Annotated in this window: 11 protein-coding genes; 2 read left to right on the top strand and 9 right to left on the bottom strand. The window is 41.3% G+C overall.

Going from position 1 to position 12,751, the window contains the following annotated elements; translation table 11 throughout:
- Nucleotides 1-138 precede the first annotated feature (138 nt).
- Entirely contained in the window at nucleotides 139-1,281 is a 1,143-nt protein-coding gene (locus RM552_RS12740) for a carbohydrate porin (protein ID WP_311369233.1), read from the top strand.
- A gap of 15 nt (nucleotides 1,282-1,296) precedes the next feature.
- Here the strand turns inward: RM552_RS12740 and RM552_RS12745 are convergent, their stop codons facing one another.
- The 9 genes from RM552_RS12745 to RM552_RS12785 all read right to left on the bottom strand — a co-directional run bounded on the left by RM552_RS12745 (nucleotide 1,297) and on the right by RM552_RS12785 (nucleotide 11,128).
- Complete coding sequence (locus RM552_RS12745; RefSeq protein WP_311369235.1) at nucleotides 1,297-2,415, bottom strand: glycoside hydrolase family 5 protein; 1,119 nt, start codon at nucleotides 2,413-2,415, stop codon at nucleotides 1,297-1,299.
- 137 nt (nucleotides 2,416-2,552) lie between these two features.
- The gene (locus RM552_RS12750; protein ID WP_311369236.1) at nucleotides 2,553-3,512 is read right to left on the bottom strand and encodes a hypothetical protein; all 960 of its coding nucleotides are present in this window, start codon (nucleotides 3,510-3,512) and stop codon (nucleotides 2,553-2,555) included.
- Nucleotides 3,509-4,579, bottom strand: a complete 1,071-nt coding sequence (locus RM552_RS12755) for a VWA domain-containing protein (RefSeq protein WP_311369237.1) — start codon at nucleotides 4,577-4,579, stop codon at nucleotides 3,509-3,511. The genes RM552_RS12750 and RM552_RS12755 overlap by 4 nt, the downstream gene beginning before the upstream one ends.
- Before the next feature lie 57 nt (nucleotides 4,580-4,636).
- Nucleotides 4,637-5,419 (bottom strand): MotA/TolQ/ExbB proton channel family protein, encoded by a 783-nt coding sequence (locus RM552_RS12760; RefSeq protein ID WP_311369238.1) that lies wholly within the window; start codon nucleotides 5,417-5,419, stop codon nucleotides 4,637-4,639.
- Nucleotides 5,420-5,434: 15 nt separating this feature from the next.
- On the bottom strand, nucleotides 5,435-5,557 hold the full coding sequence (locus RM552_RS12765) for a hypothetical protein (protein ID WP_311369239.1): 123 nt from the start codon (nucleotides 5,555-5,557) through the stop codon (nucleotides 5,435-5,437).
- Between the two features lie 32 nt (nucleotides 5,558-5,589).
- A complete protein-coding gene (locus RM552_RS12770; protein WP_311369240.1) occupies nucleotides 5,590-7,650 on the bottom strand; it encodes an SUMF1/EgtB/PvdO family nonheme iron enzyme in 2,061 nt (686 codons plus the stop codon).
- 24 nt (nucleotides 7,651-7,674) lie between these two features.
- Entirely contained in the window at nucleotides 7,675-9,141 is a 1,467-nt protein-coding gene (locus RM552_RS12775; RefSeq protein ID WP_311369241.1) for a tetratricopeptide repeat protein, read from the bottom strand.
- 52 nt (nucleotides 9,142-9,193) lie between these two features.
- A complete protein-coding gene (locus tag RM552_RS12780) occupies nucleotides 9,194-10,531 on the bottom strand; it encodes a hypothetical protein (RefSeq protein ID WP_311369242.1) in 1,338 nt (445 codons plus the stop codon).
- A gap of 9 nt (nucleotides 10,532-10,540) precedes the next feature.
- A complete protein-coding gene (locus tag RM552_RS12785) occupies nucleotides 10,541-11,128 on the bottom strand; it encodes a hypothetical protein (protein ID WP_311369243.1) in 588 nt (195 codons plus the stop codon).
- 314 nt (nucleotides 11,129-11,442) lie between these two features.
- Between RM552_RS12785 and RM552_RS12790 the strand changes: the two genes are divergently transcribed.
- Entirely contained in the window at nucleotides 11,443-12,702 is a 1,260-nt protein-coding gene (locus tag RM552_RS12790) for a multifunctional CCA addition/repair protein (protein WP_311369244.1), read from the top strand.
- The last annotated feature ends 49 nt before the right edge of the window (nucleotides 12,703-12,751 follow it).

Here is a 12,751-nt window from a genome sequence, read left to right on the forward strand (position 1 = left end):
CGGTAAGAAAATAATACAAATAAGTAGTTGTTAAGAATAATAATTGTTATCACTTAGTTTTAAAAGCATAATTAGTGAATGAGCCCTAATAAAGCTTGATCAAGATCAGCGATAGGAAAAATAATAGGATCCCGCAATATGACCTTATTACGAGTTTCGGCTATTGGCCTTTTTTTAGGGGGCTTAGCACTAAGCAGCATAGGAATATCAAAGGTTCAAGCTCAAGAATTTTTTGTCGAATATAGTGGTGATTTACTCAAAAACACCTCTGGTGGTAATAAACGTGCTAGTGAATATGTGGATATTCTGTACCTAAGTGTCGATGATCAATATCAACTTTCTAAGAATCTTAATATTGTGGCCCATGCTTCGGCGCTTTATTCAAATGGCGCGGGGTTTTCTGCCAATATCGTTGGTGATGATCAAGTTGTCTCAAACTTAGAAACCGGCGATTCACTCACAAAACTAGCAGAGGCATGGTTGAGACTCGAAGGTAATAAATGGTCTCTACTCGCTGGCTTGTACGATATAAATCGTGATTTTGATGTGCTCGACAGCGCAGAGCTATTTTTCAATAGTAGCCACGGTATTGGCCCTGATATTGGACTAAGTGGTGGCAATGGGCCTTCTATTTTTCCTTTTTATGGACTAGGCGTTTCAGGTTTTTACCAAGTCAATGAGCAACATTCATTGCGCTTTTCAGTGACCGATGGTTTACCGGGAGACCCTGAGCGTCCCTCTAGCATTGCAGCAAAACTCGAAAGTGGAGACGGTGCATTCAGTATTGTTGAATGGGCTTATAAAAATGAAGACCAAACATGGTTAGTAGGTTATTGGCAGTATACAGTTTCTGAGCCTTTGTCTGCTCTCCTATCCAGTAGAGCTATCACTGATTTAAATAAAGGCTACTATTTACGACACCAACGCAGTATTGGCAATAGCCGTGTATTTTTCAGATTAGGTACTGCGGATTCGTCATTTAACAAATATGACCGCTTTATGGGTGCTGGGATAAGCTTTGAAAGCCCATTTTCAGAGCGCTCTGAAGACTCATGGGGATTTGCTTTTGCTTATGCGAGAATTGGGCAGGAGGCAAAAATTAACGCTGAACTTGAAGGTGAAGTACTAGAAAAGGGTGAACTCAACGTAGAGTTCACCTACGCATACTCAGTCAATGAATATATAGCACTGCAACCAAATATACAATTGATTAAAAATGCTGGCGCTCGGAACATACCTAGTTCAACAGTGTTGGGAATTCGCTTAACACTGTCTATGTAAAAACATGGGATATCTCTATTCGAATATCAGACTTTGCAATGCATTTGAAAAACTATCGCTTTGGCGATCATAAATTTGAAAAGACCCACCGTCATCCCATACTGAGCTGGCAATCCCAAACTCTTTTTGTAGCTCAACATGCGCTTTGATGTAAGCTAATCGATCATCTTCGTTGCATACATTTTGTGGCGCCTGAAAGTCGTACATAGCCGCACCATATTCGTTTACCGTTACTGCCATGTTCATATTCGCAGACCAATCAGCAACACGCTGATATATATCTCTAAGATTTTGTCTATCTTGATCACTGCCCCACTGCCGAGTGCACTGCCCAGCAAATGGCCAAGGGTCGTAAGAGTGAAAGTTAGCGATGATGTTTTCATCATTTGGAATAGCTGCGTTAATCATGGCATCGGCAGGTGTGAAGCCATTGCCAGAATATATCACCGCACGGCCCGGATTGCTTTGCCTTATCACATTTAGCACTTCAATGTTCAGGGCGTCGGTTTGGACGAGCGTCATGCCATCTGGCTCATTTAATATCTCGAATATCAACTTTAAAGACTTATCTTTAAAGCGTTCAGCAACCTGGGTCCAGATAGCTAAAAACCGTTCTTGCTTTTGACTGTTAAAACCATTTTTAAGCCAAATTTCATGATGCGCGTTAATTACTACATACAAGTCACGCGCTAATGCCCAATCAACAATTTGTTCGACTCTATTGAGCCACGCTTCGTCAATATCGTAGGGGGATGTGTTACTAACATGGGCATCCCACGTGACGGGAATACGTACATTTTTAAAACCCGCATTTGCATAAGCATCAAAATAATACTCTTGAGCGGCTAAGGCCCAATCACCCTCATCTGGGGCATCTAGTGTATTGCCCATGTTAATACCAATCCCCATGGCTGCCACTATCTCTTGTGGCGTTTGTTCTGGCGTCTGCTGGCTTGGCGCAGCAGGAGGCGTAGCGGGCGGTGTAGGGGGTACAATTGGCGCGGGTATCACCGCAGGTGTAGATTCGCTTCCACCACCGCCACAAGCATTCAATAACATACTTGATATTAGCATGACTGACAAAATGGAAAATTTGACTAGTAATGGTTTAGCAATATTAATTGAAAAAGACATTTTATTCTTTTGTTCCTAAAACGAGCTTCTTTAAAGATTACGCTGAGATAAATAAAATGTAAACGTTTTCATAACACAAACCTCTTACCAAATTTGGTTAAGGCTTTATTTTTTTGGCATGCCGATATAAAAAATGCTTACTTTGACAAAAATGTGCCTCGGTTTTGCCGCGCTACCTCAGTCATTAATGTTGAAAACTTAACTGAATCTAAAGAAAGCTGACGCTGAGGCCTCCTGAAACCAATAGCATGGATGCGAGCGATTTTTTTTCCTTCTTTATTTGTATTTAGGCGATTGATATTTTCTAAAGTCACATCATATGAGCCGCCTGAATAATCATCACCAAACACATAAAGCGCAAGTGAATCTGTACGTTTACCATAAGCACGTAAAGCGGTTTCGATACCTTCTGCAGGTGAGCTATTGGAGCTGCCCGACCAAGACCGCATACCTCGCAATATACCATTACGTTGGGCACTTGTATCTTTGCGCCAGCGCCCGGCACTAGAGGGCAATAAATACTCTCCGTTGTCAGACATAACTTGAAAGCCTTTAACTTGGGGGTGGTTGTTCAACACTTCTTCCATACTACTAATGACTTTTCCCCACATACTCTTCATACTACCTGAAGTGTCAACAATAAATACAACGTAGTCGCTGTCTACGGGAATGCCCCCTACCTCTTCATCGCGCTCATCAGCATTGCCCACTCGTATAGCAGCTCGTTCGCGTTGCTGCTTGATACGCTCTAGCCCCGACGCTTTGTCTGTTAATTCTTGTAAATCTCGCTGTGATTTGGCTACTGCGGTCTCTAGAGCTTCCGCTTTACTTTCATTGCTTGCACCCTCATTCATGGCACGCTGTAATTTTGCCCTTTGTGCGGCTAATTGAGCTTGTAAGTCTTGTAAACTGCTCTCAGCTTGAGATAAAGACTGTATAGAGTCGGTAATTTGCGCAACATTTGCAGATTGACTAAAGTCCCCTTCCTCACCATTTTTGGCCAATAAAATAAGCATCACCACTGCACCAAACGCACAAGAAATCACATCTAGGAAGGACAAGCTAAATACTTCTATTGGTGCGCGAGTTTTCTTCATGGCCACGTACCCGCGGGGCTGATAAACGTACCGCCGGTAAAATTAGCCATTTGCCAATAGAGTGCAGGCGCTTGAGGATCGCCTTCTAATGGCAGTAGTATGACGCTAGTTTTCACCCCTGAGAGTGGGTTAACCCTGAGCAATCTATTAAATACGTCCAAGCGACATTGACCACTAATTGTGCTTTGTTGCCCTTTAAATGGTTTACACGAACGCGTTGGTGAAAAACCGCTAGAAGGCGAAATAAGCGAAGGCAAACCGTCAGTGATTATATACAAGTCGGTCATACTAGGCATGGCTCGATTTATTGCTTCTATACCTTGCAGTAAGTCAGTACCATTTTGCGGGACTAATTGGTTAATTTGGGTTGCTAGGGCTTCAATATTCTCGCTATTAGAGGCCCGAGTTATGGCGGTGTTGCCTAATATAGTGGTTTGCTCGTTGTAGCTTGCTAAGCTTACTTGTGAGTCTTTTGGTACACGCGCTAACATCCAAGTGGCAATGCGCAAAGCACGTTGCCATTTGGGCCCATTTTGTTTCTGAGAATCGCTAGACAGTTTGCGTTTAATAATATCAATTAACGACTGATCGGTCATTGAGGCGCTAGTATCGAGCAAAATACCTATACGTTTTCCTTCTACAATCAACCCCAACAAATAGGTTTCTTCGCCAGCCTCAGGTAATTTAAGCGTATCATCAGCAGTTAAAGGGGCTGCGGCAGCAATAGCATCTTCTAAATCGGCAATAACTGCTTTTTGCGTGCTAATTGCTTGCTGCAAAGCTTGTTGTTGAATATCAAGCTGCGCGATTTTGCTTGCTTGCTCATTAGCGTTTGCTTGTTCTTCGCTGGTTTCTTGTTGTTGTGTTTGAAGGCTACTAGCAAGTGATTGATTTTGTGCTTGGGTAGCGGCTAATTCTTGCTCAAGGCGCTCTATCTCATCACTAGGAATAGGTGTGTCGTCGTTAAAATCGACGATAATTAATATTAATAATACCGCTCCTAGGCCACATGCCATGACATCTAAAAATGCTAAATTAAAACCTTCTTCACGCCTTTTTTTAAGCATGTGTTCGGACGCTTTTAATAACAATATACATGGCTCTCATCACTCTCTACTCTTGTTTTACTTGTGCAGTTGAGTAAGCAAATGCTTTTCGCAATTCTTTTGCGTATTGATGACCATTTCGTCTTGCCGATTATTTAATACGTGCAACAAGTACATGAGTATGATTGAAATCACCAACGACACTAAAGTTGAATTAAACGCGACCCCCAGTTTGTCGACCATGCCTGAAATATCTCCCGACACGGCTTCTTCGGCTTTTGCTAGAGCTGAGCCAATTCCTCTTACTGTTCCGATAAACCCAATGCTCGGAATAGCCCAAATGAAATAGCGTATCATGCTGTTGCCCGATTCTAGTTGTGCAGCAAGTATATCCACACTGTCATTTATGGCTGCTGAAGCATGTTGCACATTTTGGGTGTTTTTATAACGTCTAAGGCAATCTATCCATGTCGACATGGAGCTATTTTCAGCATATGCACTTTGCTCAAGCTCTTGCAGGGCCTTATTTACGTCTAGGGCTTCGTTTTTATCGTAAGCAGACAAATAGTCCATAGTAAAAAGTGGTTCTTCATGAAAAACAATACGTTGATATTTATAGATAATTAAGAAAGCGCAAAACAAACCAATGCTGACACTTGCTTGTTGTTCAAAGTCCTTAAAAATAACCCATAGATTTGAAGTTGCGCCACTACCATAGGCGGCGATTGCAGCGTCGGCAAAAGGACGAATAATGCCTTGATATAACAAGTGGACAAGGGCAACAATACCCAAAAACACCCCTAAAGACATTATAGCTGATGGGTTCATGCTGCTTTGTTTGTTCTTCTTTGTTGTTTTCATATTTGCTGCCACGGGTTAAATATCACTTGGTAAACTTGCTGGAGAATCTAAACTGATTTGTGTTGCAGCAAGCGATACTCCACCGGCTAAAATAATCAGTAGTAGTAGTATCATCCATTTTCTATTGTGTTTTTTCATTGTCTTTTTTCAGTGCTTTTTAATAGAGCTTATTACTTTTGATAACGTGCAATTCTAAATCCAAGATTTTCTTTACCCGATGCGGAGAACTCTCTGAAGGCTGCGCGTAATTCACGGATTCTACCGCTTTCATAATTACCGCCTTTTATTACCCAAGAATCACCACGAGTTGCACCCATATAATCCATTTTTACACCACTGGAATCAGGTATAGCATTAGTATAATAATCATGTACCCATTCACTTACGTTGCCTGCTAAGTCATATAAACCTGAGCGGTCAGCCTTAAAACTGCCCACTTCAGCAAGCCCTTTTTTACCATCACTATATTCGGGTATCACGATCAATTGTTCGTCTTTACGAGATTGGTCAGCAAAATTGCCATAATTATCTCTGAGCGTATCTTGATTACCCCAAACATAAATGGTGCTGCGGGCTCTCTTTGATTTTTTCGCTAGCCATTCCCATTCTGCTTCTGTTGGTAAACGGTAACCCTTCGAATCTTTGTTGTACCCTTGATAACGACCATTTACAAAACGATAAAATACTGGCAAGCCTTCTTTTATACTTAACCAGTTGCAAAATTCAGCGGCTTGTAACCAACTAATACCTGTAATAGGCAAGGTAGAGGAATTGCCGCTGGTGCCACTAAATGCAGCAAACTGAGCTTGCGTAATTTCTTTGTCCGACACCCAAAATTGTCTTGCGAAATCTACCTCTACCTGATGTTCGTTTCGACGGCGTCCGGTCTCGTTTGGAGCAGAGCCCATGGTAAATGCATCGGCTCTGAAACGCAGTAAGTTAATCCCCATCTGATTGGCTACTAAGGGCCGACCCTCGCTTCTTCTCGCATCAAACTCGGTCTGTAAATTAATCACTTGTTTCAGTGTTTGATTTGGTCGAGGTGTTAACGTCCGTTTCACGCTTCTATACCCTTGCGCACTGAATTCAAAAGTATGCTCTACACTAGGCAAACGCTGTTTAAAGGGAGCGGGGCCTATATTTTGCTGATTCACTTTTACTAAAGCCGGTACATTTGTTTCAAACTCAACATTGCCAAACTGTTGTTGCAGCTCAATAGCTAAAGATGTTGGTTTTTCAATGCTTAAATCGAGCGTTTTTGTATAGTTGGTATACCCATCTTTCTGGTAATTAATAAGGTGCTTTTTATTGGCCGCAAGTCGATGTGTACCCAAAGTATATTCAACATTATTTATCAACAATAAGCCAGTTGAAGGGGTCGCCGAAATCGATAATTCGGCTAACTTAGGGGCCAATTGATAATTCCGATTTGGAGTCAAATATCCAGTGGTTATTTCGATAGACTCTTCTACCGTTTGATATGCCAAACTTTCTATTCTTATTGGAAATATACCTCCAGTTAAATCAATTGTGTATGGCGTATTTCCAACTAACTGGTTGTTTAAGTATACCTCTGCACCAGCGGGCTGAGATTGAAGAGTAATACTGCCACTAATAGTTTGTAAGTCAAAATCGAGAGCCAAAACCTCTGCTCTTTTAACATTCAACGCTTGGGTACTGCCCTTAAAATAATCATTTTTTACCGATAATTGATAAGTCCCGGGAGGAGCTTCATGGTTTAGCTCTTGGCCAATATTAATTAATTGCCCATTTAAAAACCACTGTGACTGGCTAGCCAAAGTCGCAAATTGCTCATCTTGACTAGCGCCATTTAAAGATACCTTTGCATTAATTTGCGCTGGAGAAGGGTTTAACACAATTTCAATAGTAGAAGGACTGAGATTATCAATACTGACCTGTTTTGTTTCGAAAGTATCAGCACTAGCCGACACCACAATAGTCCCCCCTAAGGAATATATTTTATTTTCCGTCACCCATGCTATGCCTGATACCAGTCTAAGTTGAGCACTTGGTAAGGCCTCAACTGGCCCGATCAATACATTGAAACCTCTGACTAAAAACAACCAAAGCAAAAAACCTACTAAGACAACAAGTGTTGCAAAACCCGACAGCAAATACATGCCTATTCCCTTGCGCTGGGCAAGTTTAATTCGCTGGTCTATTGCTTGTTGAGCACCTTGTTGGGCTGGTTCTTGTGGCTGTGTCGACATTAGCTTTGTATATACTCCTGTTTTCTAAATGGCTTCGTCACAAACCAAAGAAAGCGTTATTGCTTGATTGGCTTCTATTACAAAAGCTAAACGCTTGTTTTTATAACCACTACGAGTGCATCGAAGTGTGTATTCACCAGGTGTTAATTGAATCACTTTTTGTTTATGTGCACCTACATGACCAACTCCAACAACAACAATATAACTCTCACCATCTGAGTTTACTGTCACGTCTACTTCTGCAGAATAAGCATCAACTAACTCGGCCAATTCCGCAATTTGCGTTTGCAGACTTGGTGAACGAATCGCCGTCATAAAAGACTCAGTAATTGCTTGTGTAGCGGCATTTCGAATATTTTCGTCGGCAAGCCTATTGGGTCGAGATGTAAAACCAGTGATACGCTTTTTAGCACCAATAATCTTACTTGCAGCGCTAGCGTATTCTTTGAGGTCTGCGTCATTTGGCGCCTTTTGTAAGGCTTTTGCCGCTAGAGTCGATACTTGCGCCCACTCGTCTTGTTCAGCTAAAGAGGCAAGTTGGGATTTTGCTTGGCTGAGATTGTCAGACGCACTTGCAGCAGAAATTCTCGCTTGTAATAATTTTGCGCCTTGACTGTTTGGGTCAATTTTTTGAGCCTGTTTCACAACAGATAATGCTTCAGCATAGCGCTCATTATCAAATGCGTTTTGTGCTTTTTCTAATAAATTCGCCAGGGTATTTTTTTCGTGTTGAGTTTGTGCTTTAGCTAGTTCGTCTGGCAAGCCGCCGATAGAAGGGTCAAGATCGATAATGTTAGTCAACAAATCAATTTGTTTGGGCAGATTTCTTTCAATTTTGGCTACTTCATAGTCACCTAATAAGTTACTGATTTCCGCATAAGCATCAATTCTATTTTGCAGGGCATTAGCATCTGAATTTCTTGGCATTAATTCCAGCGCCTTATTAATGCTTAATTGCGCCTTTGGCATATTGTCATTATCAAAATATTGTTGAGCATCGCTAATATATGTTTGGGTTTGCGCCTGCCACCTACTTATTAAGTCATTCGACAGATTACCAAGCTCTTGGAAGCTATTCTTTGCTTGAACATAAGCGCCTTTGGCAAATAAGGATAACACTTGGTCTTTTAGTAGGTTTATGTCTCCGACTTTATCTGCTTCCCAGCCCGATAGTTCGATTTGATTGATAAAGGTTTGTACCTTCACTTCATAATGGGTAAATGCTTGTTTGAAAAAATCTCGATATTGCTCAATTTCTTGTGCATTTAGACTTGTTTCTGCAAGGTCTGTATTTGTGAATGATACATCGTTTTTAATTCTCAATTGGTACCCAACAATAACGATAATTATCACTAGCGCTAACAAACCTGCGCCTAAGAATAATTTTTTCATCTTCTGTTGGTGCTGCTTGCGATGCGCTTGAATTTGCGCATCGGCTTGGTTAGCAGTGCTGTTTTTATCAGCGCTTTGTTTATCGGTCTCTGCAGACACTAATAACTCCTTTTCTACCTTAAAGTGCTTCAGTTTAGCTTATTCAACCTATCTACAGCTGTACATCAGGAGTATCTTCTTCATTAAACATCTTACGGAGATGTGTTTTCCACTGTAAGTATTGTTCTTGGGCTGTACCTTGGAGCTCAATAGTTTGATTCTCAAAATCAATCACTGTTGGACTAACACTTAAATCGAGAGCTTGTCCTTGCTCTTCAATAACAGCACTATGGACTTTTAAACGAGAATTATTTTTAAACGACTCGTTAATAGCCCAGATTGACCCAATGCCTGCCGCCACGGCACCTATTTCTAAAGCCTTTTGGTCGCTGGGTCGATCATCTTTTTCTGCTGATTTGGCAATCAAAATAGCGGCTAATATAGCAGCTATTCCTCCCACAACAGCTTTCGTGTTTCGTTCAGTTTTTGCTTTCCGTGCGGCAATTACCTCGGGCAAGGTTTCTTCTTGCCAAGTGCCATACGCTTCCCGTGTTTCTGCCTGAAAAACTTCGTAATTGTCTTGTAAACGGTCTACAAAGAGCAGTTCTTGAGCGCGCAAATCCTCAATTCTTTTTAGCATGGGATCGTTTGGATCAGGCAACTTTGTCAGCTCGAATTTATAATAACGCTGGCCATTTTTACGTTTCAAGTCAGTATTAATGAAATCATCATAGCTTTCTGGTGAATAATAGCGGGCATAGCGCATTAGTGACATATTCTTGATATAAGTTTTTTCATCTATCGATAACTTGCTCAGCAAACTCACTACGTAGTCACTCGCTCGTTTGAACACTGGCTCATAAGGGTTTTTGCCTTGATTGCGTTGATCGCGCATAAAACCTTGCGAAACGGTATGCTCAAAGCTCTCTTTACCCCAAATTTCACCAGTGCTGTCGGCTACAGTAATCGTTATTTCAACTTCTTCACTGTCAGATTTTCCAATTTCACCCAGTACAAACAAGTCTGATGGTGTGCTTGCATCAGGCACGACACTCACTGTTCCAAAGACTTTCTTATCGTCTAAAGCGGCTTTCATGTCGGCAGCAAATATTTTTGCTTCAGTACGTCTTAGTTGAGGCCAAATTCCTTGCTCTTCAAGCTCATCTCCATCGATCTCACCAAAGTTATCTAATGGAAAACCAGGGTCAAAAGCAGGGATAGCAACATCCAAGAAAATCTCTGCGTTCACTAATTCAGTGGGGCCTTGCTGGTCATTAGCTGCATTGGGGACAGCTGGAGATGGTCCAACTAACAGTGGCTGATTGTTAGTTCTATTAGTGGTGTTGCACCCTGCTAGTATTATTGTACTAGCAAGCAATGTCCAAGCAAAAACTCTGCTGATATTCGCACACCAAGCTAGTGCGCGATTTTGTTTATAACTAGTTTGCATGTGTCTATGTTATCCGCATTTATAGTTTGAATACTGTTCTTTAAGTCCTGCTAGCATATCAGGATCGTTGACTTTTTGGATTTCCTGAAACAACAATTTACAAATAATTTTGTCATTGTCTTTTGGCGCTATCACTTGTCTTTGCGTTTTAGTGATGTTTTGTTTGTTGGTCGGGTCCACGATTGGAGGGGGCTGTGTTTGTGTTGGTACCCCTTGATTATCGTTTTCTATTGGCAATTCTTCAGCACTATCTGTATTTGCACTACTTGCGCCATTGGCACTAGAAGCACCGCCTTCACCTGTACCACCTGCACCGGCGCCATTTCCCATATTTTGTTGTACCGCGCCAACACAGGTACTGTAACTGTCTATGGATTGGCTCAGACTGCCGTCTAAAAGAGCAATACGTTCCTGTTTAGTTAACAGGGAGGGATCTATATCTTCAAGCGCAACTTGAGTACATTCATAAGCTGATGCTTGTGTTGAGTGTTGTGCTTGCTGGGCATATGCAGACGTTAACAAAACAAGACCCAATAAAGCGCTACCAGCATACCATTTGTTGTCACGATTATGTTTATTGTGCGTCTTATTTAACATCGTCAATTCTCTTTAATATTATTGAATTCCCCAGAATCTTTGCGAAATGATTGATTGGAGAACACGCTTTTAGATTACCACCATGAAACTTAGATTAGCACAAAATCAAAAGGTTCAGCTGTGTCGATGGTCATTTTTAATCTTGTATATAAAGCGCGCTAAGTCCAACCGACCCAAATACAAAGACTAAAAAATTCACTTACACAATTAATGAATAAATTTGTAGCTCCACACAACACAGTGTAAATTCGTATTAAACCTATTAGAATAAACATTTCAAACTATCCTTCACATAAAACGGTGCCAAAAAGTAAATGACACAAGCAATAAAAACATATTTAGTCGGCGGCGCCGTGCGTGACGAATTGCTTGGTATTGCTTCGCAAGATAAAGATTATGTGGTGGTGGGTGCCAGTGCAAAGCATATGCTCGACCAAGGGTATTTAGCAGTAGGAAAAGACTTCCCCGTATTTTTACATCCAAAGAGCAAACATGAATATGCACTTGCGCGGATTGAGCGTAAAATCGATAAAGGCTATACCGGATTTAGTGTAGAAGCGGGTGCGCAAGTGAGTCTGGAAGATGATCTAGCAAGACGCGACTTAACTATCAATGCCATAGCTAAGGATGAAAACGGCAGCTTAATCGACCCTTTTAATGGTCAAAATGACTTAAATAACAAAATACTTCGCCATGTCACAGATGCATTTTCAGAAGACCCAGTGCGCGTATTGCGAATCGCCCGTTTTAGAGCACGTTATGGTAAAAACTGGCAAATACACCCCGACACCCATGAATTGATTAAGCAAATAAAAGCCAAAGGCGAATTAGAATATTTGGTGCCTGAGCGTATTTGGAAAGAAACCGAAAAAGCCTTAAATGAACAACAAGCCCATGTGTTTTTTGAAACTTTAGAAGAGCTTGATGTGCTAGACGTGCTCTTTCCTGAACTTGCGGTAATGCGTAATATTCCGCAGCCACCTGAACATCATCCTGAGGGCGACGTATTTGTTCACACACTTTTGGTACTCAAACGTGCTTGTGATTTGGGTTTTTCAGCGGCTACCCGTTTTGCTGCATTATGTCATGATTTTGGTAAACCAATAAGCCATGCAAAACAAGGCAATCTGCACAATCACGAAGAAGCAGGCGTTCCCATAGTAGAAGCTTTTTGTGAAAGATTACGCATTCCAAACAAATTGAAAGACCTAGGAATGTTAACCAGTAAAAATCATTTGTTAAGCCATCGTATATTTGAGTTACAAGCCAAAACCTTATATCGAATGATTATTGAAGATTTTAGTGCGGTAAAACAGCCTGAACGTTTTTTGCAATTTTTACAAGCCTGTCAATGTGATGCCCAAGGTCGTGGTGAAACACTAGTAAATCGGCCATATCCGCAGCGAGACTTTGGCGAATATTTATTGGCTGAACTACAGAAATTTGATGCTAAAAGTGCTGTGCAAGAAGCCATCGAAAAGGGAAAAAACGGCCCCCTAATTGGAGATTGGGTAAGACAACGGACTATTGCGTGTATTAAAGTTGCAAAAGCGTCATATATTCGCCCTGAGTAGTCTGCGTATCAATGCTCAAAACATTTAAAATAACGAGAGGCATTTGCTA

It is taken from the genome of Glaciecola petra, assembly GCF_031846345.1.
GTDB lineage: Bacteria > Pseudomonadota > Gammaproteobacteria > Enterobacterales > Alteromonadaceae > Glaciecola > Glaciecola petra.

What these genes read in the sequence shown, in the direction of transcription:
- RM552_RS12740 (WP_311369233.1), top strand. Translation starts at nt 139, where the DNA reads ATGACCTTATTACGAGTTTCGGCTATTGGCCTTTTTTTAGGGGGCTTA.
- RM552_RS12745 (WP_311369235.1), bottom strand. Translation starts at nt 2,415, where the DNA reads ATGTCTTTTTCAATTAATATTGCTAAACCATTACTAGTCAAATTTTCC.
- RM552_RS12750 (WP_311369236.1), bottom strand. Translation starts at nt 3,512, where the DNA reads ATGAAGAAAACTCGCGCACCAATAGAAGTATTTAGCTTGTCCTTCCTA.
- RM552_RS12755 (WP_311369237.1), bottom strand. Translation starts at nt 4,579, where the DNA reads ATGCTTAAAAAAAGGCGTGAAGAAGGTTTTAATTTAGCATTTTTAGAT.
- RM552_RS12760 (WP_311369238.1), bottom strand. Translation starts at nt 5,419, where the DNA reads ATGAAAACAACAAAGAAGAACAAACAAAGCAGCATGAACCCATCAGCT.
- RM552_RS12765 (WP_311369239.1), bottom strand. Translation starts at nt 5,557, where the DNA reads ATGAAAAAACACAATAGAAAATGGATGATACTACTACTACTGATTATT.
- RM552_RS12770 (WP_311369240.1), bottom strand. Translation starts at nt 7,650, where the DNA reads ATGTCGACACAGCCACAAGAACCAGCCCAACAAGGTGCTCAACAAGCA.
- RM552_RS12780 (WP_311369242.1), bottom strand. Translation starts at nt 10,531, where the DNA reads ATGCAAACTAGTTATAAACAAAATCGCGCACTAGCTTGGTGTGCGAAT.
- RM552_RS12785 (WP_311369243.1), bottom strand. Translation starts at nt 11,128, where the DNA reads ATGTTAAATAAGACGCACAATAAACATAATCGTGACAACAAATGGTAT.
- RM552_RS12790 (WP_311369244.1), top strand. Translation starts at nt 11,443, where the DNA reads ATGACACAAGCAATAAAAACATATTTAGTCGGCGGCGCCGTGCGTGAC.